This is a genomic window from Scytonema sp. HK-05 (assembly GCF_963872035.1).
Taxonomy (GTDB): Bacteria; Cyanobacteriota; Cyanobacteriia; order Cyanobacteriales; family Nostocaceae; genus Kalymmatonema.
Genome location: NZ_CAWMYC010000119.1, coordinates 39,062 through 63,449 on the forward strand (window position 1 = coordinate 39,062; position 24,388 = coordinate 63,449).

General features: G+C 42.0%; 19 protein-coding genes and 1 pseudogene. 10 read left to right on the top strand and 10 right to left on the bottom strand.

Annotated elements, in window-relative coordinates; genetic code table 11:
- Positions 1 to 46 precede the first annotated feature (46 nt).
- Complete coding sequence (locus AACT52_RS25045; protein WP_233154066.1) at positions 47 to 2,740, top strand: CHAT domain-containing protein; 2,694 nt, start codon at positions 47 to 49, stop codon at positions 2,738 to 2,740.
- Here the strand turns inward: AACT52_RS25045 and AACT52_RS25050 are convergent.
- Positions 2,715 to 3,521: a DUF928 domain-containing protein gene (locus AACT52_RS25050; RefSeq protein ID WP_073633757.1), complete on the bottom strand. Its 807-nt coding sequence runs from the start codon at positions 3,519 to 3,521 to the stop codon at positions 2,715 to 2,717. The two genes, AACT52_RS25045 and AACT52_RS25050, sit on opposite strands and share 26 nt — an antisense overlap.
- 487 nt (positions 3,522 to 4,008) lie before the next feature.
- Between AACT52_RS25050 and AACT52_RS25055 the strand changes: the two genes are divergently transcribed.
- The 5 genes and pseudogenes from AACT52_RS25055 to AACT52_RS25075 form a co-directional block, all read left to right on the top strand.
- Complete coding sequence (locus tag AACT52_RS25055) at positions 4,009 to 4,419, top strand: hypothetical protein (RefSeq protein WP_143172875.1); 411 nt, start codon at positions 4,009 to 4,011, stop codon at positions 4,417 to 4,419.
- A 362-nt stretch (positions 4,420 to 4,781) separates the two neighbouring features.
- Positions 4,782 to 5,192, top strand: a complete 411-nt coding sequence (locus AACT52_RS25060; protein ID WP_143172876.1) for a hypothetical protein — start codon at positions 4,782 to 4,784, stop codon at positions 5,190 to 5,192.
- Between the two features lie 398 nt (positions 5,193 to 5,590).
- Entirely contained in the window at positions 5,591 to 7,783 is a 2,193-nt protein-coding gene (locus tag AACT52_RS25065) for a peptidase domain-containing ABC transporter (protein ID WP_073633760.1), read from the top strand.
- Between the two features lie 148 nt (positions 7,784 to 7,931).
- Positions 7,932 to 9,440 carry an HlyD family efflux transporter periplasmic adaptor subunit gene (locus tag AACT52_RS25070; protein ID WP_073633761.1) on the top strand — a complete coding sequence of 503 codons (1,509 nt, stop codon included), beginning with the start codon at positions 7,932 to 7,934 and terminating at the stop codon, positions 9,438 to 9,440.
- Between the two features lie 125 nt (positions 9,441 to 9,565).
- Positions 9,566 to 9,679, top strand: a pseudogene (locus AACT52_RS25075) (VapC toxin family PIN domain ribonuclease); the annotation flags it as partial.
- Between the two features lie 35 nt (positions 9,680 to 9,714).
- Here the strand turns inward: AACT52_RS25075 and AACT52_RS25080 are convergent.
- Positions 9,715 to 12,417 (bottom strand): MHYT domain-containing protein, encoded by a 2,703-nt coding sequence (locus tag AACT52_RS25080; RefSeq protein ID WP_073633762.1) that lies wholly within the window; start codon positions 12,415 to 12,417, stop codon positions 9,715 to 9,717.
- Between the two features lie 444 nt (positions 12,418 to 12,861).
- Positions 12,862 to 13,641 carry an ion transporter gene (locus AACT52_RS25085; protein ID WP_073633763.1) on the bottom strand — a complete coding sequence of 260 codons (780 nt, stop codon included), beginning with the start codon at positions 13,639 to 13,641 and terminating at the stop codon, positions 12,862 to 12,864.
- Between the two features lie 170 nt (positions 13,642 to 13,811).
- Here AACT52_RS25085 and AACT52_RS25090 point away from each other — a divergent pair, with 170 nt between their 5' ends.
- The gene (locus tag AACT52_RS25090; protein ID WP_073633764.1) at positions 13,812 to 14,237 is read left to right on the top strand and encodes a nucleoside deaminase; all 426 of its coding nucleotides are present in this window, start codon (positions 13,812 to 13,814) and stop codon (positions 14,235 to 14,237) included.
- A 10-nt stretch (positions 14,238 to 14,247) separates the two neighbouring features.
- On the opposite strand, the gene AACT52_RS25095 is transcribed toward AACT52_RS25090, so the two are convergent.
- Positions 14,248 to 14,910: a response regulator gene (locus AACT52_RS25095; RefSeq protein ID WP_073633786.1), complete on the bottom strand. Its 663-nt coding sequence runs from the start codon at positions 14,908 to 14,910 to the stop codon at positions 14,248 to 14,250.
- A gap of 5 nt (positions 14,911 to 14,915) precedes the next feature.
- A complete protein-coding gene (locus tag AACT52_RS25100) occupies positions 14,916 to 16,142 on the bottom strand; it encodes a sensor histidine kinase (protein ID WP_073633765.1) in 1,227 nt (408 codons plus the stop codon).
- Between the two features lie 469 nt (positions 16,143 to 16,611).
- Here AACT52_RS25100 and AACT52_RS25105 point away from each other — a divergent pair, with 469 nt between their 5' ends.
- Positions 16,612 to 17,058 (top strand): Spy/CpxP family protein refolding chaperone, encoded by a 447-nt coding sequence (locus tag AACT52_RS25105; RefSeq protein WP_073633766.1) that lies wholly within the window; start codon positions 16,612 to 16,614, stop codon positions 17,056 to 17,058.
- 511 nt (positions 17,059 to 17,569) lie between these two features.
- Here AACT52_RS25105 and AACT52_RS25110 read toward each other — a convergent pair.
- The 4 genes from AACT52_RS25110 to AACT52_RS25125 form a co-directional block, all read right to left on the bottom strand.
- The gene (locus AACT52_RS25110; protein WP_073633767.1) at positions 17,570 to 18,262 is read right to left on the bottom strand and encodes a DevA family ABC transporter ATP-binding protein; all 693 of its coding nucleotides are present in this window, start codon (positions 18,260 to 18,262) and stop codon (positions 17,570 to 17,572) included.
- Positions 18,263 to 18,378: 116 nt separating this feature from the next.
- Positions 18,379 to 19,572 carry an ABC transporter permease DevC gene (gene devC, locus AACT52_RS25115; protein WP_083630538.1) on the bottom strand — a complete coding sequence of 398 codons (1,194 nt, stop codon included), beginning with the start codon at positions 19,570 to 19,572 and terminating at the stop codon, positions 18,379 to 18,381.
- A complete protein-coding gene (locus AACT52_RS25120) occupies positions 19,569 to 20,879 on the bottom strand; it encodes an HlyD family efflux transporter periplasmic adaptor subunit (protein WP_073633768.1) in 1,311 nt (436 codons plus the stop codon). The genes devC and AACT52_RS25120 overlap by 4 nt, the downstream gene beginning before the upstream one ends.
- A 660-nt stretch (positions 20,880 to 21,539) precedes the next feature.
- The gene (locus tag AACT52_RS25125) at positions 21,540 to 21,698 is read right to left on the bottom strand and encodes a hypothetical protein (protein ID WP_158054769.1); all 159 of its coding nucleotides are present in this window, start codon (positions 21,696 to 21,698) and stop codon (positions 21,540 to 21,542) included.
- A gap of 44 nt (positions 21,699 to 21,742) precedes the next feature.
- Between AACT52_RS25125 and AACT52_RS25130 the strand changes: the two genes are divergently transcribed.
- Positions 21,743 to 21,928 carry a hypothetical protein gene (locus tag AACT52_RS25130; protein WP_198940987.1) on the top strand — a complete coding sequence of 62 codons (186 nt, stop codon included), beginning with the start codon at positions 21,743 to 21,745 and terminating at the stop codon, positions 21,926 to 21,928.
- Between the two features lie 89 nt (positions 21,929 to 22,017).
- Here the strand turns inward: AACT52_RS25130 and AACT52_RS25135 are convergent, their stop codons facing one another.
- On the bottom strand, positions 22,018 to 23,145 hold the full coding sequence (locus AACT52_RS25135) for a YheT family hydrolase (RefSeq protein ID WP_073633770.1): 1,128 nt from the start codon (positions 23,143 to 23,145) through the stop codon (positions 22,018 to 22,020).
- 157 nt (positions 23,146 to 23,302) lie between these two features.
- Here AACT52_RS25135 and AACT52_RS25140 point away from each other — a divergent pair, with 157 nt between their 5' ends.
- A complete protein-coding gene (locus AACT52_RS25140; protein WP_073633771.1) occupies positions 23,303 to 24,049 on the top strand; it encodes a response regulator transcription factor in 747 nt (248 codons plus the stop codon).
- Positions 24,050 to 24,388 lie beyond the last annotated feature (339 nt).

Here is a 24,388-nt window from a genome sequence, read left to right on the forward strand (position 1 = left end):
TTTACCTTCAAAAATGGGATATTTCCGGTTTATACTAATCGCTACTTTGAGTTTGATACTTAGCCTGAGTATCCCCACCTTGTTTCCTGTGACTGCACAGCAAAGTGCGATGGTGCAGAACACCCGCCCAAGGCCGATTGCGCAGAGCGCACGCCTTACGGCGATGCTCCCAAAGGGAGCCGAGCCCTTGCGGGCGATCGCATTGCTACAAGAGGGTAAAAAATATTATGATGCTGGGCAGTTTACACAGGCAACGAGAACATTACAGCAGGCAACAAAAATCTCTCAAGCCGCAGGAGATATACTTAAACAGGTTCAAGCATTGAGTTTTACATCTTTAGCTCAACAAAAACTAGGGCAATGGCAAGAAGCAGAAGCGGCAATTAATACTAGCTTTAATTTATTAAAAAAAATACCACCAAGCAAAGAATTCAACCAGGTTCGCGCTCAGGCTTTGAACTCGCAAGCACACTTGCAACTGGCAAAGGGCAATGCTGAAGCAGCTTTAGAAACTTGGCAAAAAGCAGAAATGCTATATACCCAAGCTGGTGATAATGTAGGTATCATTGGTAGCCAAATCAATCAAGCTTTAGCACTGCAAGTATTGGGACTTTATCGGCGATCTGAGAAGATTTTGGCTCAGGTAGAACAGCAAATTTATAAACAACCCGACTCTTTTTTAAAGGCAAATGGCTTGCTAAATATTGGTAATATCCGCCGTCAAGGGAAGGATTTAGAGCGTTCCCAGGAAATTTTACAAATTAGTTTAGCAATCTCCCAACAAGTAGGTTTACCCCAAACACAAAGTCAAGCCTTACTCAGTTTAGGCAATACCGAAATAGCGATCGCACGCCGAGCAAAAGAATTAAAAGATACAGAGAATTTTAAAACATATACTCAAAAAGCATTAAACCACTATCAACAAGCAGCATTCATTCAAAAGTCACCCATCACGCGAAATCAAGCATTGTTAAATCAGTTTACATTGTTAATTGAGACTGAACAATACTCATCTCTACCAGATTTACTGTCACAAATTTCCTCCTCTCTTAGTCAATTACCTCCTAGTCGAATTTCTGTTTATGCTCATGTCAATTTTGCTCAAAATCTTATAAAATTGGAGATTTTTGGAAAAAAAATCTCTCATTTTCCACAAATTTCTCAGATATTGAGTACTGCAGTTGAACAAGCCAAAACCCTAGCAGATAAACGAGCTGAATCATACGCCCTTGGCGTTTTCGGGGAATTTTATGAAACAACTTTAGACTGGTCAAATGCAATAAAATTTACTCAATCTGCCTTGGTAATTGCTCAGGCGATCAATGCACCGGATATTGCTTATCAGTGGCAGTGGCAAATGGGAAAAATTCTGCAAACTCAAGCAGAAAAGAAATTACAGACTCGGGATGCTAATGCTCAGGCAATTATATATTATACTCAAGCTTTTCATACCCTGAATAACTTACGTAACGATTTAGTTATTTTAAATCCAGAAGTTCAGTTTTCTTTCCGAGATAGCGTAGAACCAGTTTATCGGCAATTGGTTGATTTGCTCTTGCGTTCCCCTAACCCCAGTCGAGAGAATCTGATTCAAGTTCGTAGTGTGATGGAAGCACTCCGACTAGCAGAATTAGATAACTTTTTTGGGGATGCTTGCGCTAAACCAGCATTAGTAAATATTGATAATTTAGATCCCTACACAGCGGTTATTTATCCAATTATTTTGCCAGACCGTTTGGAAGTTGTTCTCAAATTACCAGGTACTGATAACTTGCGTCACTATGGAAATCAAAATGTTTTCATAGAGCAAGTAGATGAAGCTGCTAGACAACTGCGGCAATCTTTAAAAAGACGCAGTACTAGCCCGAATCAAATTAAAAAAGAAGCTCAACAACTGTATAACTGGTTAATTAGACCATTTGAAGCGCAACTAGAAAGCACAATAAACCGAGAGCAAAGCAACATTAAAACTTTGGTATTTGTTCTCGATGGTTCTTTAGAGAACTTACCAATGGCAGCCCTCTACGATGGGAAAAAATATTTAGTAGAAAGGTATGCTGTGAGTGTTACCTCTGGTTTGCAGTTACTTGAACCAAAAGCACTACGAAGAGAATCATTAAGTCTCCTAATTGGAGGTGCTACTAACGCTCCCAGCTTTAAAAAAGAAGGCTTAGGAAATATAGACAATGTAGCAGTAGAATTGACAGGAATTAGACAAAAAGTTAAGCGCAGTCAAATTATAGAAAATCAAAATTTTTTGCAACAAAATATCCGCCAAAAAATTAATTCTACTCCTTTTAATATTGTTCACCTGGCAACTCACGGGAAATTTAGTTCTAACCCAGAACAGACTTTTATTTTAGATTGGCAGGAACGCATTGAAGTTAAAGATTTAGATAGCTTACTACGTTTAGATTATCAAAGAAGTGCTAAGCCGATAGAATTACTCGTCCTTAGTGCTTGTGAGACTGCAACGGGAGACAAACGAGCTGCATTAGGACTGGCGGGGGTAGCAATTCGCGCAGGGGCACGCAGTACTCTTGCTACCTTATGGCAAATTAATGATGCCTCCACCTCCGAGTTTATGATTAAGTTCTACCAAGAACTTAGTAATCCACAAACTACAAAAGCGGAAGCGTTACGCAATGTCCAACTTGCTTTTTTGAAAGAATTTCCAAGTACAGACTTTCATCGTCCATATCATTGGGCATCTTTTATTTTGGTAGGGAATTGGTTATAACATTGCCAACAATTTTCTCATTAGCAATGCTTGCTAAGCCGACATTTTCAGCGCTTAATAATTCAACCCAAGCATTGCGCAGTTGGACATCTTGTGGTTGCTTCAGACGTAGTTGCGCTAACTCCGACAAGGTTTCCAACCAGATACCATATTTAGCGTAAGTAGCAATCGTTTCTAGAGGTGTTTTTGCTGCATTTAACTCCTGTTGAAGTTGAGATGATTCTGATACACGTTGCACAACGCCTGTCAAAGAAGCTGGTGTAGATGATTCGCTAGAAGATACAGAACTGGGACAATTGATGTCCAAATACCAACGATATTCTTTACCAACTACTAAAGGTGTAACACTAGACGGTAGACTAACACTGACAATTCCAGGTGTCGCATTTAACTTAAAACGAGTCCGATATACCTCCACATCCCCATCCTGCAAAGAAAATTCGCCCTCGTTCGCCTCGGTAGAGGAATAAGGTACATATATCCAAAAAGTAGGATGCTCTTTAGCAGTCAACTTCAAGTTATGACTACCCACTAACTTAGTTAATGGTGGCTTATTTTGTTTGTAAAGACAGTCTCCTCGGCTTCCTGTTCCTTCTTTTGAGGGGGGTGTTCCTCTGTCAGGAGGAGGGCTAGTTTGAGCTGGAATAAAGCGAATTTTGGTCTGCGAAGTGTTGTCTGTGGTTGATTTCTGAGTTTGTGCTAGTGAGGAAATGGATAAGGTACTCCAGCTAAAGATTACCAAAGGAAGGATAAATAAAGTTTTTAACTGTAATCTCAGCATTCTTTTCTATTTGACTGGAATGGGTGAATAAACTCAAATACATACTTAAATCACACTATTCCATATTTTGCTATAGATAAACAATACCTGAATACGGTTCCAATAGTACTTGGTTAAGGGTTATCAGTGGAAATTTCGGTGTGTAGAGACGCGCCATGGCAAGCCTCTCTACAGAGTTTGTCGGTTCGTAAATCAGCTTATGAGAGTCGTATTGTATGCAGTTCGGTTAATGGTCTTCAAGAACCAGAGAAACTCAATAGACTTTTTGCATAAATCTTTTTAGTGGAGGTCTTGCAAAGATAAGGCACCTGAATTTACCTGAATTTACCTGAATTTTTGTGAGATGTCGAAAAAAAAACAGAATCATCTAGTCCTGATTTTACCTCAACAATTCCATTCAAATATCAAACATAATTTGAACATGAAGCAACGAAAGGTTGCTGAAATCCAAAAACAAACAAGACACAAAAGAAAGGAAAAACAAATCATGTCACAACAACAAGCAAACGCCAACAACCAAAATTCTCAATTGTTTACTGAATTAACTGCTGAAGAAGCTGCTGTTATTGAAGGCGGTGCCTTCTTGCGGATTCATAGCGTTAAAGCTATTGTCGCTGGTGCTGATGGAAAGGGGAAAGATGACGAACTCTATATCAAAATCAATGATACAAAGGTATGGGGAGAGCATCAGATGTTTTCAGGAGATACTGCCTACGTAGACCAAGGTCGCGGATTCTTCGGTTCTGCAAAAGTCAGTCTTATCGATTACGACAGATTTTCTGGTGACGAATCTGTAGGTAGTTTCACTGTTAGTGAGAACCCAACTGGAGATATCCCACCCATTAGAGTCTCTGGAAATGGGTCTACTTATGAAGTGAAGTACAGTGTTCTAGCATAAACTCACTTGTCAAGCCAACTCAATGACTGCATAATTCCTAATTCATAATTGCTTTAGTCGGCTTTATGTTTGCTGCTAGGTGAAGTCAAGAAACTTATTCATCAACATACTTTGAATATTTCTCTAAGTCGAGATGAAAATCTCGACTTTTTTATTTTGTGCAGAAATACATAAAAAATGTCACCTAATTGACCCCTGAATTTACCTGAATTTCTGTGAGATGTCGAAAAAAACAGAATAATCTAGTCCTGATTTTACCTCAACAATTCCATTCAAATATCAAACATAATTTGAACATGAAGCAACGAAAGGTTGCTGAAATCCAAAAACAAACAAGACACAAAAGAAAGGAAAAACAAATCATGTCACAACAACAAGCAAACGCCAACAACCAAAATTCTCAATTGTTTACTGAATTAACTGCTGAAGAAGCTGCTGTTATTGAAGGCGGTGCCTTCTTACGGATTCATAGCGTTAAAGCTATTGTCGCTGGTGCTGATGGAAAGGGGAAAGATGACGAACTCTATATCAAAATCAATGATACAAAGGTATGGGGAGAGCATCAGATGTCTTCAGGAGATACTGCCTACGTAGACCAAGGTCGCGGATTCTTCGGTTCTGCAAAAGTCAGTCTTATCGATTACGACAGATTTTCTGGTGACGAATCTGTAGGTAGTTTCACTGTTAGTGAGAACCCAACTGGAGATATCCCACCCATTAGAGTCTCTGGAAATGGGTCTACTTATGAAGTGAAGTACAGTGTTCTAGCATAAACTCACTTGTCAAGCCAACTCAATGACTGCATAATTTCTAATTCATAATTGCTCTAGTCGGCTTTATGTTTGCTGCTAGGTGAAGTCAAGAAACTTATCCATCAACATACTTTGAATATTTCTCTAAGTCGAGATGAAAATCTCGACTTTTTTAGTTTGTGCAGAAGTACATAAAAATGTCACCTAATTGACCCCCTGAATTTACCTGAATTTTTGTGAGATGTCGAAAAAAAACAGAATCATCTAGTCCTGATTTTACCTCAACTATAAAATTTTTATCTCCTAGATAATTTGAATATAAAGCATATCATTCATTTGCTGACAACTGCTCTCATTCAAAAGTCTGCCTTAGTTTTTTGAAGTTTGAATTTTGTATTCCTATTTCTTGAATCCTAATTATGAAATACCAAACTGTTTTACAACACTCAGAAGAAGACTGCGGCGCTGCTTGCCTTGCTACAATTGCTAAACACTACGGACGTACCTTTACTCTCAACCGAGTACGAGAAGCGGTAGGTACTGGTGCGCGGGGAACTTCCTTGCTAGGTTTGAAGCGGGGTGCAGAAGTCCTGGGATTTAATGCCCGTCAAGTGAAAGCTAACGCAGAGTTACTCGACCGATTGCACGAAGTTCCTCTACCAGCTGTGATTCACTGGAAAGGCTATCATTGGGTAGTTTTATACGGTATGAAACGCAAGAAATACGTAATTGTCGATCCTGCCGTTGGTATTCGTTACCTGACTCGCAAAGAGTTAATGATCGGTTGGGCTAATGGCGTAATGTTGCTACTCCAACCAGACGACAGCCGCTTTTATCAACAAGAGTCAGATAAAATCGGTGGTTTTGCTCGTTACCTCCAACGAGTTTGGCCCTATCGATTCATACTAGCTCAAGCAATTGCCATCAACATCGTGATTGGACTACTTTCCCTCGCCTCACCTTTTATGATGCAATTGCTTACCGATGATGTACTGGTACGGGGAGATACCCAACTTTTAGGCACTGTAGCAATTGGGGTTATCGCCATGAACCTGATCAGGAGTGCGATCGCTTTGGTACAATCTAACCTCATTGGTCACTTTGCTCAACGTCTGCAATTAGGCTTAATTTTAGAATATGGGCGAAAACTTTTGCACTTGCCCCTATCCTACTTTGAAGGGCGTCGTAGTGGGGAAGTCGTTAGCCGTATTGCAGATGTGAATGCAATAAATGCCCTAGTTTCCCAAATTGTTCTTGGTTTACCTAGCCAATTTTTTATTGCTCTGGTTTCTTTGGGTTTGATGCTGTTCTACAGTTGGGAATTGACTGTTGCTTCTATCATTGCATTTATTCTCGTCACAGCGATTAACCTACTGTTTCTGCCTGCATTACGTCAGAAAAGCCGCAATCTGCTGGTACTAGGTACAGAAAATCAAGGCTTTCTTGTTGAAACATTTCGCGGTGTTCAGGTGTTAAAAACGACTCAAGCTACACCCCAAGCTTGGGAAGAGTATCAAACCAATTATGGTCGCCTTGCTAACCTAAGCTGGAGTCGTATGCAACTGGGACTTTACAGCGGTACTATTACAGGTATTTTTTCGACTTTGATTAATATTGGCGTGATGTGGTTGGGCAGCCATTTGGTAATTAATCATACTTTAAGCATTGGGCAATTGTTGATGTTTAACGGTATGAGTGGCAACTTTCTAGGTTTTTTAAGTTCTGTCATTGGGTTAGCTGATGAGTTTATCACTGCTCAAATTGTGATTCAACGTCTGACAGAGGTGATTGATGCGACTCCAGAAGATGAAAACGACTTTAAAAAACCTTGGGCAGAAATTCCTGGCGATGCTGATATTACCTGCACTGACCTCAATTTTCATCATGCGGGTAGAGTTGACCTTCTGCAAGATTTTTCCTTGAATATCAAAGGTGGTCAAGTTATTGCCTTAATTGGGAAATCTGGCTGTGGTAAAAGTACCTTAGCTAAATTGATTGCCGGTTTATATTCCTCCCAGTCAGGGAATATTTGCTATGACATTTATAATCAGCAAGACCTCTCATTGGAATGTCTGCGTCAGCAGGTGGTATTAGTACCTCAAGAACCTCACTTTTGGAGTCGCTCAATAATCGACAACTTCCGCTTTAGTTACCCTAATATTACTTTTGAACAAATTGTGAAAGCTTGCCAAATAGCAGGTGCAGATGAATTTATTAGAAAACTTCCCGACAAATATCAAACAGTTTTAGGAGAATTTGGTGCTAATCTCTCTGGTGGACAACGGCAAAGATTAGCCATAGCTAGAGCTATAGTGACTGACCCGCCAATACTTATTTTAGATGAATCCACTGGGGCTCTTGACCCAGTAAGTGAAGCTGAGGTGTTAGATAAACTTTTCTATTACCGCCAAGGGAAAACTACAATTATGATTAGCCACCGTCCCAAAGTTATCCAGCGGGCTGATTGGATTGTCCTCTTAGAACAAGGACGTGTAACAATCCAAGGAACTCCAGAAGAATTACGTCACATTCCCGGCAGCCACTTAGATTTTCTAGACGATTTTCTCCCATCTAAAAATGGTTTTGTGCGATCGCTTGTGACTGGTCATTAGTCAAGTTCAAGATGCAGTGCCATGAAATACAAACTTATCTGTGTGCATCTGTGGTTCATTCCATTTGTGAACGCCATAACTTTCAAAATTTAGCCTTGATTCTATTACACTCCTAACCTTTATTTTCTTTTTTTTCTCTCATTTTGCTATGTTTAACCAATTTTATTCTGACTCTTCATTCACTGCTGAAAAGGAATTTTTACCTCCTATCAGTCGTTGGACAAACTTTGGTGGATTGTTTATCCTCTGTGTATTGAGTTTAGCTATCCCAGTTGCTGCTGTTGCCAAATATAAAGTAACTGTGAAAGGACAGGCCATTGTTCGTCCTGCTGGTGAATTAAGAATTGTGCAAGCAGCGACAGAAGGCACAGTTATACACATCGCCGTCAAAGAAAATCAAACTGTCAAAAAAGGAGATGTGATTGCCACTATTGATGATTCCAAACTACAAACCAAAAAGAACCAACTGCAAAGCAACATCGAACAAGCTAAATTACAACTGATGCAAGTCAAAGCCCAAATCAACGCCCTTAATAGCCAAATAGGAGCTGAAACTGACAGGATTAACCGTGCTATTGCCTCTGCAAATGCAGAATTGAGCGGTCGCCACCGCGAATATCGAGATAAACAAATTACTACGGTAACCGAAGTCCAAGAAGCCGAAGCCAATATCGGGATAGCTCAGGAAGAATTGCATACAGCCCAGGAGCAGTTAAAATCAACACAAGCAACTTTAAGGGCAGCCGAGGCTTCTTTGAAGGCAGCTCAATCAAAGCAAGACCGATATAAAAGTGCAGCTAAAGAAGGAGCCCTTACTTTGGATCAATTGGAGGAGGTAAAACTAGCTGTCAAACAACAGGAACAAGCAGTGTCAGCACAAATAGCAGCAGTTGGAGCACAAAAACAAACAATAAAACGTTTACAACAAGCGGTCTCAGCGGCTGTTGCTAGACGGTTACGCGCTCAAACTGCCCTGAATCCCAGTAATGCAGAACTAGCAATAGCAACAGAGCGTCTTGGCCAAGAAAAAGCCATGGGAAAAGCCACTCTCGCCACCTTAGCTAAAGAACATCAAACCATTATCCAGAAACAGATTGAACTTGAAAAACAGCTAGAAAGGGACAGCAGCGAACTTCAACAAGTGGAAATCGACCTCAGTCAAACCATAATTTCTGCCCCCGCCGATGGTACTTTGTTTAAGTTAAACTTGCGAAATTCTAGCCAGACTGTCCGTTCTGGAGATGAAATTGCCCAAATCGCTCCCAGTAACACTGGCTTAGTGGTAAAGGCTGTAGTTGACTCTCAAGAAATAAGCAAAGTTAAGATAGGTCAAAAGGTACATTTGCGGGTTTCTGCTTGTCCCTATCCAGACTACGGCACCCTCAAGGGCCAGGTGAAGACGATTTCCCCAGATGCGATTTCACCCAACGCTAATGGTCATGCTCCTAGCAGCACTACAACAGTTGCCAGCCAGAAGTTGGGTGCACCAAGTGCTTTTTATGAAGTCACAATTGAGCCAGAAAGCGTTTTATTAGGTAAGGGCAAACAACAGTGTTCCATTCAATTAGGTATGGACAGCAAAGCGGATATTATTTCCAAAGAAGAGACTGTACTACAATTCTTTCTTAGGAAGGCAAGACTGCTAGCAGACGTGTAATCTTCGCTTGTGATTGCATAATGGAGAACGAAAAATTTTGGGGTTTATAGACAAAACATAGAGCATTCCACGAAAAGAGCCATTTCGTGGAATTAGTCGGCGAAAAGTATTAATTTATCTTGGTTGTGAGCCTAGCAGCAACGGCAATAACACGCGGCTTAATTCTGGTTTCTAATGATTCTGATATGTTGAAAGTTCCGGGAATTATTTTGGAAAATTGGATGCAAACAGAATCATAACCTTATAAGGAAAGTTCGGTTTTAACTTTGATGAATTACACTTCAGTTTTAAATACACTCACCGATGCTTGTAATTGCTGCGCGACTTCTACAGTTTGTTGTAAAGACGTAGACACAACGCGAGACGAATCAGCAGTGCGAACTGATGCTTTGGTAATTTCCTTCATTAAAAGAGAGACAGCTTGAGAAGTTTGAGCATGAGACACTGTTGTCAGAGAAATCGACTCCACCAACTCGTCGATTTGACGAGACACTTCTACAATTCGCTCCATGCTTTGCTTAACGTCTTTAACTAGGTAAGCGCTTTCCACGACCTGAGTCGTTCCCTGTTCTATCACTTCGACGACTGCGTTGGTTTCTGATTGGATATTTTGTACTATGTATTCAATTTCTTTGGTCGCTTCGGCTGACTCGGCTGCTAAGCGACCGACTTCTTGAGCGACGACAATAAAGCCTTGATTTTCTTCACCAGCGCGGGAGGCTTCAATACTGGCATTGATAGATAATAAATTGGTTTGCAATGCGATTTGATTAATCAATGTCACAACTTTAGAAATCTCTTGGGATGATTCACCGAAACGTTTTATCTTTTCGGCTGTTTCAGTAATTGTCTTTTGTAAATTTAAGATGCTAGAAACAGTAAGCTCCATGACTTCACCTGCAACTAAGGCAGTACTCGCAGATGCGCGAGCAACTTCTGCTGTTTGATGGGCACTATTGGCGACTTCTTGAATAGAGAGGCTCATTTGATCGACTGAATCAATGGTGCGGGTAATTTCTTCAGCCTGATTGAGTGCTTCATCTGCTAATTGACTGATAGCATGAGAGTTTTCCCCCACAGAAACATTGACCTGTTGGGCAGCTTGTTTCACTTGAATAACTATTTGCCGCAAGCTTTCGATGATCACATTGAAAAAGTCAGCGACTATCCCGATTTGACCGGTTGTAATTTCAGCCCGAGCTGTCAGATCACCTTTGGCGACCTCTTGAACCTCGCTAATAAGTTCTACAAGTTGACGTTGGAGAGTTTCTTTACTACGCTTCAATTCCTCTTCCGCCTGCTTGCGTGAGGTAATGTCTGATTGCACGCCGACAAAATTTATCACATTCCCAGTTACGTCTCGCACGGTCGAAATGCTTAATTCACACCAAAACGCGGTACCGTCCTTGCGGTAATTCTTGATAATGACATGACATTCACGCTCCTGTTGTACTGCTGTGCGTATTTCCTCAATAGTATCTGGATCGGTGTCAGGTCCTTGCAAAAATCGGCAGTTACGTCCCTGCACTTCTTTTGGTGAATAACCAGTGACGGTTTCAAATGCGGCATTGCAAAAGACGATCGGATTATCTGGCTGATGCGGGTCTGTAATGATGATAGAGTTACTAGCGGCGGCGATCGCCAGGTCACGTACCCGCAGCACTTTTTGTGCCTGTTGCAATTGATGCAAAAGATTTGCTTGTTCTAGAGCAATGCTTACCTGAATAGCTAATTGCCCGAACAAATCTATTTCTGACTTCTGCCAGATGCGAGGTCCACAACATTGGTGACCGCACAATAAACCCAAAAGCTCATTATCTTGTAAAAGAGGTGCAACGATATTGGCTTTAATTTGAAAGCCTTCTAGAATTTTCTGGTGACAATCTGTAAAACCCGCTTCGTAAATGTTATTTGTAGCTCGGACTCGACCATTTTTGTACATTTCGATGTAATCTTCGCGAAACGGATCATCGACTGTTTTTCCTAACGTTTTCATCCAACCCTGTGCTACCGACTCGGCGATGATCGTGCCACTCCAATCACGATTGAAGTAGTAGACGATAACGCGGTCTAGATTGAGTGCTTTCCTGACTTCAGTGACGGCTGTGTTGAGGACATCTTCCAACTTGAGAGAACGCCGAATGCGGAGAGTAACTTCGGTAAATAGCTGCGATCGCTCAGCTTCTGCTTGTTGCTGTTTGAGGAGCATTGCTTGAGTCACTATTCGCCGATCTACGAAGGCAGTCAGCAGCGTGCAACTCAAGATAATCAGCGTAGCAATGCCGATGCCCACAGCCAGCCAAGTAAAAGAAGCTTGCATTTCCTGGGCTGCTGTGCCTGCACCCCTCACCTGAGTTGGTGTGAAAGACGCAGCAGCCATCCCTGTATAGTGCATCCCGGAAATTCCAGCCCCCATAACCAATGCACTCAAAATCTTGCGTCGTATACTGCCTTTACCAATCTGCAAACGCAGGTGAAAGGCAATCCACAGCGCTAGTATCGACGCACTTATAGCGATGACTATAGAAAGTATAAACAGCACAGGCTGATACTGAGTCGCTGCTTGCATTCGCATTGCTAACATACCAATGTAGTGCATCGACGCAATCCCAATGCCCATTAACACTCCACCAATGAGCAATCGTCGCTGACTCAAGAACTGGCGACTGGCGAGGAAAAGTGCGCCAAGCGAGGCAATAATCGCAGGCAATATTGACAGCAGCACAATCCACACGTCATAGCTCATCGGTATCGGGAAACTGTAGGCGAGCATAGCAACAAAGTGCATTGACCAGATGCCCATTCCCATGGCGATCGCGCCGCCAATTAACCATGCAAGTCTGGCCCGTCCCTGAGCTGCTGTTACCCGCCCAGCCAAATCAACAGCGGTGTACGAAGCAAGGACAGCTATCACTATCGAAAGCGCCACAAGCCGTGGATCGTAAGTGCTACTCATCGCCACATCTGCCAGGAGCATCTATATTAACCTCATCTCAAACTGGATACTTGTGAAATCAGAAGTAAACTATGAGTACCCCTAAGACACCCATCAAGTGGGGCGCACTCATGGAGAGCGAAAAATCTTGACAAGTCACCTGACGGTGCTGATAAAAATGGCAGATGCAAAGTGCCAAAATCACACTTGTAAGAGAGCAAAACGCTATATTTAATATAATAATCTTTTTAACATCTACCTTAAGTTATAAAAAATTATTTTTTTTGGCACTCCAAATGTAAAAATTTTTGATGCATCCGACTATATAGTATAATATATTACTTAAGTAAAGTTCTCCAGTCGCACTCTTAACTAGCAAATAGCCACTTATTTTTATTAGACGCAATTATTTGCCAGTTTGTGGAGCACAATCTCAATATGCAAGCAAAAAACCTTCTAAATTCTGATTTCTCAGTTCTTTTTTAGTCAATCTTTTCTCAAGTTCGTTCCACAATTCTTGCAGAATATAGCATCTGCATCGTGGAAAGACAAACCACATCCAGAACAAACGGTTTCCACCTGATTAGCGGTTTTGACTAATCGCTTGATCAAATCACCTACTTGCCAAGGAATGAGGGCAATACCTGTTAAAATCATCAACACTGTTAGCAGGCGACCTAGTTCAGAAATTGGAGTGACATCGCCAAAACCCACAGTTGTCATTGTCACAATGGAAAAATAAAAAGCATCCAAAAAAGTTGCAAAATTTTTTGGGTTAACAGGATGCTCTACTTGATAAATTAAACCAGAGTATACAAAAATAATTGCAAATAAAGTAAATAATATCCGTACAGAAATCAAAGTATCTTCTGTACTAATACCAAATAAAAATTTATTATCTATAAACCTGATTAACCGTAAAATTCGGAACCATCGCAGCAGTCGGATAAAGCTGATAGCATCTGCGCCTAGAAAAAATGGCAAAATTGCCATTAAGTCAATGATTGAATAGAAACTAAAGAAATACTTAATTTTATTTTCTTCACTCCACAGCCGCAGTAAATACTCTGCTGCAAAAATTAACAAAATTGCCTGGTCTATACCATCTAAAAGTAGCCGTAAATTGTCAGGAATATTATAAGTTTGTGCTACAAAACTTACTGAAGATAGAAAAACCAGACCAGCAATGGTTAAATTCACAGATTTACCTACTGGTGTCTCCAAGTCTTGCAAGTAAAATGCTGTTTTTTCTCTGGTAAGTAACATAATTCACAAAAGCCACGTCTAACAAATGCAGCACAATAGTCCTGAGTACCAAATGCTGAGCCTGTCATTTCTTATTTTTACCTCAAGGCTGATAATTTAGCACTGCTTAATGCAATAAAATTGAATGTGTTATATTTTTGATAATAATAATTTTCGGCTCTTAAGCTTATATGAACTCAGAAGAATTTATGCGTTTGGCGCTGGAAGAAGCAAAGAAAGGAGATGCGCCTTACGGTGCTGTGATTGTCAAAGATAACCAAGTAGTTGCTCTAGCTTATAATACTGTGAAGCGAGACAGCGACCCTTCTGCCCATGCAGAGATTAATGTCATTCGCAATTTAACCGCTCAACTTCAAAACCCTTCTTTAGAAGGTTATACCATATATACCACTGGTGAACCTTGTCCGATGTGTGCAACTGCTTGCGTTTGGACGGGTATATCAGAAATTGTCTATGGTGCTTCTATTGAAGATTTAGTTTCGGTTCATCAATCTCAAATCAACATATCCTGTGAAGAGGTTATTGCTAAAAGCTTTAGAAAAATCAAGGTGCAAAGAGGGGTTTTAAGAGAAGAGTGTCTAAAATTATTTAAGTAGCTTTCAAATTTTAACTATCGTCATTTAAATAGGGCAAAAAAGAATTAGCAAAAATTGCAGCTTGGGTGCGATCGCGCAAATTTAAACGATTCAAAATATTCGTGACATGGTTCTTCACTGTTCCCTCAGAAATATGAAGTTGCTGTGCAATTTCTCGGTTATTAGCACCCGTAGCAATTAATTGCAAAACTTCTTTTTCTCTCGGAGTAAGTTCAGCTAAGCTAGGTGGCGGAGGCGATGACTGAGTCGGCGTTACGCTGGAAAATTGAGTTAAAAGTTTTTTAACTATTCCTGGTCCTAATTGAGTGTATCCTTTGTAGACGGCACGAATAGCAACAGCTAACTCTTCTGAGGGTGTATCTTTGAGCAAATAACCCATTGCTCCATTTTGTAACGCCGCCTTCACATATTCATCATCATCAAAAGTTGTCAGCACTAAGACTTTAATTTCGGGAAAACCCTTTTGAATTTCCCGAGTGGCTGCAACACCATCCATAACAGGCATTCTTATATCCATTAGTACCACATCTGGGGACAATTCTTCCATGAAATGAAGTGCCATTTCCCCATTTTCTGCTTCTCCTACTACTTCTAAATCCGGTTCTAATTCCAATAAAGCTTTTAATCCTTGACGAATTAAACTCTGATCATCTACAACTAAGACTTGAATCATGTTAGTCATGAGTTTCCCAGAGGAGTTAGTAAAGACCTAGAAAGAGGAATAGTAGCTGTAATTTGGCAACCTGAACCAGGAGCGCTGTTAATATTAAAATAGCCTCCTAGTGCCAAAGTGCGATCGCGCATACTTTGAAGTCCAAAACCTGTAGTATTTTGCGTAAAATCAAACCCGATACCATTGTCCGAAATCGTCAACTGCAAACTGTTTTTAGTTGTGGTTATTTCTAGTTTAACTTCTGTGGCTTGGGCATATTTACAGATATTTGTAAATGATTCTTGGACGATGCGGTAGATAGCAGTGCTCATTTCAACTGGGAGAGGTTGAGATAACTGAATTTGACAAATTGGTGCGACACCAGTTGAACGCTGAACATTTTCTGCAAGTGAGGCGATCGCCTGTTCTAAAGATTGCTCTTGCAAAGGATGAGAACGCATAGTAGAAACTGATTGACGCACATCTTGTAGCGCCTTAGAACCTAACTCTTTTGCCTTTGCTAAGAAAGCTTGCGCTTTTGTTGGATTAGATTGCCAAAGCTTCAAACCAGTTTCTAATTGCAAATTTAAAGCTGTCAGAGAGTGTCCTAATGAATCGTGTATTTCACGAGCAATACGGTTGCGTTCTTCAAGAGTGGCTTGATTTTCAATTTGCAGAGCATATTGACGGAGTTTTTCATTAGCAATTGCTAGTTTCTCTCGACTTTCTCGCTCAGATATAACTGCATTCATCAACAGTAAAACAAACAATAAAGCTAATCCGAATACCAGCACAAAACTTAAAGTAAAAAACAAAAAACGCTCTTGTGATGCAGGTGATAATGCTATGCGTGCAAATCGCCTTCTAAATGTTATCAAAAATAAAACAAATGATAAAGCTGTCACTACCAAGCGACCTGGTAACTGGAAAATTAAGCAACTACGAGTCACTAATATTACGTAAAAAAAAGGAAAAATTCGAGCAGTTCTTCCTCCGAAAAAATCAATTATTAAAATTAAAAATATTTCTGCTGCGGTGTAAACTATTTTAGTTATATGGTTACGAGTGGGCAATCTTAAGCCCATCAAACCAAAAAGCATCAGACTACAAATTGTCAGTTCGGGAAACCTAGCCTGAAGTCGGTATGAGTGAGATGGTAGCGCTGCTGTCAAAGCAGCAAACGCTAGCAATATCCACTCCAAATAAAGGAGAAATCGAAAAGGATGATTGTTGAATTGAATTGGACGGGTCACAAAAAAATACCCAAGTTCAACTAGTTATTATAATAATCCTAAAAATCTGATTTTTCTGAGAAACAGGGTTGGCTTTATAGCGCTTCTCGTTTGGATGAAGTAATTATTTATCTGTGTCCATCTGTGTCCATCTGTGGTTCTTACTTCTTGATGTATTGCACTCAACTCCCGAACCGCTATAGAGATTGCTCAGCTAATGCGCGTATAATTTGTATATTTTTTCATTTCTCTCTTTTTGGGTAAAAATCAGAGAATTTACGGATTGACAAAAAAATATAAATTTCCAATCATTAGAAACAATTTCACCATTATTCATCCGATAACGAAGCACTTCAAGGTTGCCTGATGAATTTCCTTGTATAGACCATGACTAAAGTCATGGGTGTATTCGTGACTTTCTCCTCATGTAACCCTTAAACTTAAATTTTTATGATAGTAGTATCAAGCAGGAGAAACCCAGCGGTAGTTTATGAAACTCAAAAACTTATCACTCATTGGTGCGGCGATCGCTCTTAGTTTAAGTGCAACCTCCCTCGCAGTCAAAGCAGAGGCGAACTCCTCTTCACCCTTAGTTGTTGCACAATCTCAGGAAAAAGGGGGAGCACTGCAACGTTTGGGACTGACGGATGAACAAAAAGCCAAAATCAAAGAAATCCGCAGCAGTACCCGCGCCGAAATGGAGAAAATTCTCACTGAACAGCAACGAGAACAGTTAAAAACCGCTATGCAAAACCGCCAGGGAAAGCGGGGTGGGTTTGCTGCTTTGAATCTGACTGATGAGCAGAAAAACCAAATGCGTCAAGTCATGCAGTCACAGAAAACCCAGATTGATGCAGTCCTGACTCCAGAGCAAAAACAGCAACTGCAAAAATATCGGGAGGAAATGCGTACTCGTCGTCAACAACGCAATCAGTAGCTGATCAGCAGCGCCTTTGCCCAAGCTAAACAGCAGATATCTGTCTTTTGGGCAATGGGCAAAATAAAAGAACAATAATGTCTATTGCTATCAAAACATATTGGCAGGGTGAGAACCCCTGTTCGCGTAGCGTCCCGAAGGGAAGATGTAGTTTGACGCACGGAGGAAAACTACATCTGTGTTTTTAAGGGGGGGATGAAACCCGACGATAACGAGTTTTAACTCGTTGTTTCTTTGGTAGAATTGCACAAGGTACTGGGTGACGACCCATACAGGATATCCTTGAGTGGACTCCGAGAGTAGAAACGTAGTCTGAATGACTGTACCGTAGTCGGCGGCGGGACGCGTCGTAGACTTTAAATAAAATTGCCTGCGGAGACGGTAGGAGCGGGGATTGGTAACAATCTAGTTAAGAGTCTAAGAAACAGGAACAAAGGTGGAAATGTATGGCTTTAGCCTACATTGAAACATATGATTGAGAATCCCCGTGCATTGAGGCGCGGGGAGTACGTCAACCAACGGTAGCAGGGGCTTTTGCTAACTTACCGTCTTCCATATAAACAATGCGATCGGCTATATCCAAGATGCGATTGTCATGAGTCACCAACAAAATGGTACAATCTTGCTCTTTTGCTAGTTTATGCATCAGGTTCACTACATCTCGACCCGACTTACTATCAAGGGCGGCGGTAGGTTCGTCTGCGAGAACAATTTTGGGTTGACTCACCAGCGCACGGGCTATAGCCACCCGTTGTTTTTGTCCCCCCGACAGGTCATCTGGGTAGTAATTGAGACGATGCCCTAATCCTACCACCTCTAGCATCTCGGCGGAGCGTCTGTGCATTTCTTGTGGGGAAATACCCTTGTGCAGTTCCAAACCCATCCTGACGTTTTGCACTGCTGTTAAGCTACCGTGCAGGTTGTGTGCTTGGAAAATATAGCCGTGACTGCGTCGTGCTAGTGTGAGTTTTCCTGCATTTGCACCACAGAGTTCTTGTCCTAACACCCGCAAACTCCCTTCCTGGGCTGAACGTAACCCACCTACCAAGGTTAGAAGTGTGGTTTTACCAGAACCAGACGGACCTGTCATAATAATAATTTCACCGGCGTTTATCTCCAAACTGATGTCAAATAGCACTTGTTTGCGGAGTTGACCTTTACCAAAGTAGTGGTTGAGATTTTGAACAGATATGACAGATTTCATAGTCATTAGTTATTAGTCATTAGTCATTTGTAGAGACGCGCTGTTTGAAGCGTCTCTACATCTTCATTAGTCATTAGTTACTCTGTGCCTCCCCGTGTCCTCTGTACAACATGAGTTTAGAACATATCAGCGGGGTCAGCAGATTGGACTTTGCGCGTAGCAATTGCGCCAGAAATCATACACATAATTATGGTCAGTACTTGTACCTGAATTGCTCTTGCCAAGGTCATGATCACTGGTAAGTTGGTGGCGTTCCGTGTCATGGCGTACAGCCCAAAGGATACGGTGACACCTGGTAAAAACCCTAACACCGCCAGAATGATTGCTTCTTCAAACACCACTCCTAGCAAGTAGGCATTGCGATACCCCATTGCTTTGAAGGTGGCGTATTCTTTCATATGGGCATTGACATCGGTGGAAAGGACTTGATATACGATAATCACCCCCACCAGAAAGCCCATCGTTACACCTAGGCTAAAGATAAAGCCGATCGCAGTGTTTGTTTGCCAATAGTTCTTCTCAAATTCAATAAATTCCTCTTTTGTCAAGACTTTGACATCATTCTTATCTGCTAGCTGGGATTTTAAGGCAGTTGCGACTTGCTTTGGGTCATACCCTGGTTGCAGTTGAATCAAAGCCAGATTCACAGCCCCAGGCTGTTGTCTGGGAAATACTCGCAAAAAGTTCTGGTCGCTGGTTATTAAGGTACCATCAGCTATAAAGGAAGCTCCCACTTTAAATAAGCCATTAATGGTAATCGTCCGCCGTCCTATTTCGGTGGTGGCAGGTTTCCCCTGCTCAATTTGGGCAAATACCTTGTTATACTCTCCTCTAGAACCACTGTCAAACAGCATGGTATCTGGCAGCTTGATGGCGTTTAATTGGCTGTTCACCTCTGGTAAATTAAACGCTGGTTTATCGGGATTGATCCCTATAACGAGTATGCCAGTCTGTTTGCGCGTTTGAGGATTCTTCCAATCGATAAAGCCAAGATACATTCCCTCTGCTGACTTCACCCCCGGTATATCCATTGCCTGCAATAGTCGTCGCCGAGAAAATGTAGACAAATATGCCAGGTTACGTGCTTGGGGACTGATGAGAAAAATGTCTGCCTCCATGCTGTGATGGAGTCTGGTGTTGCTGTCAAACAAGGCAGTCTGAAATCCCAGCTGCATGAACATGAGAACATCGGCAAAGGCAATGCCTGATAATGCTACCAAAAAACGGCTTTTCTGGTGACTCAGTTGCAGCCATCCTAATGGCGTTCGCCGCCGTAGTTGCTGAATTTGCTGGAAGATAAGTCCAATCACAGTTCAATTACCGCCCTTACTTGCAAATTGGAGAATCTAGCAGCATTCTGGCTGGATGGCTCATCGAGTCGTACATGGACTTCCACGACTCTGGAATCAATATTGCTTGTGGGGTCGCTGTTAATAACATTCTGCCGTTGTACTTGCATCCCCAAACGATCCACAGTTCCCACCAATTGATCAGGTAGGGACTCATTCTGTAGCCGCACTCGTTGCCCTAAACGCACTTTGTTAATATCACTTTGGTATACTTCTGCGACTGCATACATCTGACTCGTTTGCCCAATCTCTGCAATACCGTCAGTTGTAGACACCAATTCTCCAGGACGGGTATTAATTTTGAGGACTTGACCTTCTTCGGGCGATCGCACAAAAGCTTGTCTGAGATTTGCCTCTGCTCTTTTTACGGCGGCTTTAGCACGATTGACTTCTGCTTGGGCTGCTTCTACATCCACAGAACGGACTTCCGCAATTTTATTTAAGGTCGCCCTGCCTTCTGCTATTTCTTGTTCTCGGGATGTTTGGATGCGTTTGAGGTTGGCTCGTGCTTCTGCTATTTGTTGTTCTCGGGATGTTTGGATGCGTTTAAGGTTGGCTCGTGCTTGTGCTATTTGTTTCTGGGCTGTCGTGAGAGTCAAGCGCTTGGTATCCTGGAACGAAGCAGAAATCGCCCCTTGTTGATAAAGTGTTTGATAGCGTCGGTATTCCGCTAGGGCATTGTTTAGCTGTGCCTCCAGTTGACCAATCGTTGCTTGTTGTGCCTCGATTTCCGTATCTCTTTCTGCCTCTAAGCGAGCAATGGTTGCTTGTTGTGCTGGAATTTCCGTGTCTTGTTCTGCTTGGATGCGGGCAATAGCTGCTTTTTGCGCTTCTATTTCTCCCTGTTTGGCACCCGCTTTTACCTGCGCCAGATTTGCCTGGGCGACTCGTACCTGCTCTTGTGCTTCTGCTAGTGCTGCAGCCAGGCGATCGCGACTGTCCAAAATCGCAACTATCTGTCCTTCGTTAATCTTAGTTCCTTCCCTGACCAGCAATTTTTCAACTCGACTCCCTTCTGCCGATGCAGGCGCAGAAAGTTTAATGATTTCTCCCTTTGGTTCCAAGCGTCCCAGTGCTGTCACCGTTTTTACTTGTACTACTGGAATTGGCTGCTTCTTTACTGCTTCAGCGTTGGAATTTCGGGTTCTTTGTACCGTGTAAGCACCGACCCCTCCTGCTGTTATAGTTGCCAGTACAGCCATCAGAACAGGTGGACGGAAAATCGGTTTGAGAGGAGATGGACCCTCGAAATTGGAGTTTTCAAGCATAGTTTGCTACCATTGGGTGTAAAACTAAACCGTTTAGTCTTATTTAGTCTTATTTAGTCTTAATAATATATCTAAACTAAACTTAATAGTTTAGTTATATTCCTAGCAGTTTTCATTTGCACATATCAGGGCACAAGAATTATCTTGCTCGTGCTTTGGTGGAGGTTATCATCACTTGGAAACTGCTTGTCTTGGGTACACCCTTGCCACATACCTTAAAGTACAGCAGGGTAGTGAAACCATACACCTTTAGTAGCATTTTGGCAAATGTTTCAGCTTAATAGTGTTAAAAATAAAAAAATGAATGAAAATCAAAAAAATTATGCAAGTTTCCAAGTTATGGTGAGATTATCCTGTTTGAATTTATAAATTTGTGCCTTGCTGCAAAAGAGTTGCACGCAAAGCGTGGAGTACCCGTAGGGCATATTTTGAATTTCCCTTAAGTTATACTTTATACTTTTATTTATCTATCTAAATATATATTTAAAAAAGGTGCATTTAATGTTAAAAAAACCCAAAAAAATCAAGGAACTTATCGATAAGATTGTTTATACGACAGTATATTTGAAAAATGATACGTAAACTACCCCAGCCTTAGAAGGGCGGGGCTTTCAGTAGCCCTAATCCTCTCACAAGAAAGGATTGAACCTCGAAGCGGGTTTACAAAGACCGCTCCAATAAGAGAAAGGACATTAGCAGCATTCCAATCAGCGTCGCCATGCCACAAGCAAGACTCGTTTGTTCGCCTTGGGCTACCCAAAACTCATTGGCTAGATGCTGCTTGTGTTGGGGTTGTTGAAACGTTACAAGTACTGACAACGCAGCCTCTGTTGATTGCCGCAAAAGGATGGGGAAACCGTCAAATGTGTACAACCAACAAATATGGCTTCCCTGTTAAGCATAGAACCCGCTGCAAAACCTTCTTTGGGTTTCAAACGGGTGATATGGTTCGGGCTATTCTTCCTACCGGAAAGTTTGCCGGAACTCATGTTGGTCGATTAACCGTACGAGAAAGTGGTGTTTTTGCGCGGGAGAACTCCAAAAGGTAAAGTTAGCCCTGTAAGGCATAAGTACTGTAAGTCAATTCATCGCAACGATGGATATATGTATGCTTTTTCCACTAATGTCCAGTTAATTGTTAATTAGAGGCGTACCGATCGCCTAATTGATGCTTTGATACATCTGATTGTGAAGTCAGATGAATAGATTTCGTCTTTTCCTGCTTACCAATCCACTCTAAAATCCGATTCCATGCCCACCATTTATCAGGGTCTTTTGCTTGGCGCTGACACTCTTTACTACTTATATAGCCAACATGACCACCGTAACGAGTTAGTACTAAATCTATCTTTGGGTTGTTAGCACAGGCGGCTTGCAATTCAGGTATGATTGCTGGTTCAAAGAATGGGTCATCTTCAGCGTATATAATTAAAGTCGGTTTTGTGAGGTTTGGCAGCAGTGGTAAAGCGCTACTTGCGTCATAGTAAGCTTCCACTGTGGGGAAACCCAATCGCTGTATTACCAGTTCCTCGTCAAAACCCCAGATACTGTTTGCTCTTTCAATCGCTTGCGGGTCAATAGTTCCAGGATGAGCATCATGAATTCGCCACGCGAGTTTTTTCAACTGCCGCGCGATCGCCCTTTCAAAATATTTTCCCACAGGGTGTTTGACGAGAAAAGAGAGCGATCGCGCTGAATCCAAACTTGGACAAATGACTGCAGCACCGCCAATGTCGCTGTCTTCTAGCCCTAAATTTTCATCCTCTCTAGTTAATTCCACAGCAGCTTTCACTGCCCATAGCGCCAATTGCCCCCCCAAAGAGTACCCCGTAAACCAAAATTTTCCTGGGCATCCCATTGCTTTGGCAGCGGCGCTAATGCGAACAAAATCTTCTCCCTCGTACAACCCATCACTTGTCAACGTTGGCGACAACTGAGCTGTCTTACCGTGGGCACGCCAATCAAAGAGTACGACGGCATACCCTTGAGCATATGCTTTGCGCCCCAGCAGCCTCAGATACCATTGGTCATCCAAATCGCCTGTAATGCCATAAGTGCCGACGATAGTGGTATGAGCATTTTCAGGGATAGCTACCCAGCCAAAAATCGGTACCCCTTGGGCACCTATAAAGATTTTTTCCTCGTAGGGCGGCTCTGGGTTTTGGGTTGTACGTTCCCAATCACGACTAGCCCGAAGAGCGGTGTAGACAGTCAAAACCACACCGTTTTGCAAAAACCACGCTGGACTGTAAGAGGAGTCACACATTCAGACCGAAATTTAGTATAGTTTAGGTTTGGTTCCCTAATCCTTTAATCTTAATCTTTATGTTAGATTTAAAATATTTTTTATAATCAATAAAGCAATCTTTGTATCTACCAAAGGTTCTTATTTATCCTTAATAAGTAGTAATAAATTTTTACTAATGCCGAGGATTCTTGTCATAGACGATGACCCTGCAATTTCAGAACTCGTTGCCGTCAACTTAGAAATGGCTGGATATGATGTCAGCCAAGCTGAAGACGGCATCAAAGGTCAGGCGCTAGCTCTCCAGCTACAGCCAGATTTGATTATGCTCGACTTGATGCTGCCCAGGGTAGATGGATTTACCGTTTGCCAACGCCTGCGGCGGGATGAGCGTACAGCCGAGATTCCCGTGTTGATGTTAACGGCTTTAAGTCAAACTCAAGACAAAGTCGAAGGCTTTAATGCTGGCGCAGATGATTACCTCACTAAGCCCTTTGAAGTTGAAGAAATGCTAGCACGGGTGCGGGCGCTCTTGCGACGTACTGACCGAATTCCTCAAGCTGCCAAGCACAGTGAAATTCTCAACTACGGACCGCTTACCCTGGTTCCAGAACGGTTTGAAGCAATATGGTTCGGTCAGACAGTGAAACTGACTCACTTGGAGTTTGAGCTTCTGCACTGCTTGCTACAACGCCACGGTCAGACAGTTTCCCCCAGTGAAATCCTTAGGGAAGTCTGGGGTTACGATCCAGATGATGATATCGAAACCATTCGCGTACACATTCGCCATTTGAGAACCAAACTAGAACCTGACCCGCGCCATCCCCGCTACATTAAAACGGTATATGGCGCGGGTTACTGCTTGGAGTTGCCCAGTATACCTCAATCAACTGAAGGTGCTTCGACGACATCAGGAGTTGAGTAACGAGAGTTAAACAAGGGGAGGTGATGACCGTGCGGAAAGTCGCTATGTGTCAAGTGCCGTCTTGTAGGCTGCTGATGGCTCGACCTGCTGCAAAGTGTCTCACATATTGGTTTCCAAGTATGTCAAATGGGGGCGCGGTTTGATTTGATGGAGGATAAACTTACTCTCGCGCCCCCCGTGATAAATGATTGCGCCTCAATTCGACGATCATTTCTTTGAGTTAATTCAAAAAATTGACACTCTACGCTACGGAAAATTTAGAGAGTGCCAATAGTGCATCGTGTACCCAAGTTGTTTGATTTCAAGACCGCCGGGCATTGGCACAAGGCAGCTTAATTC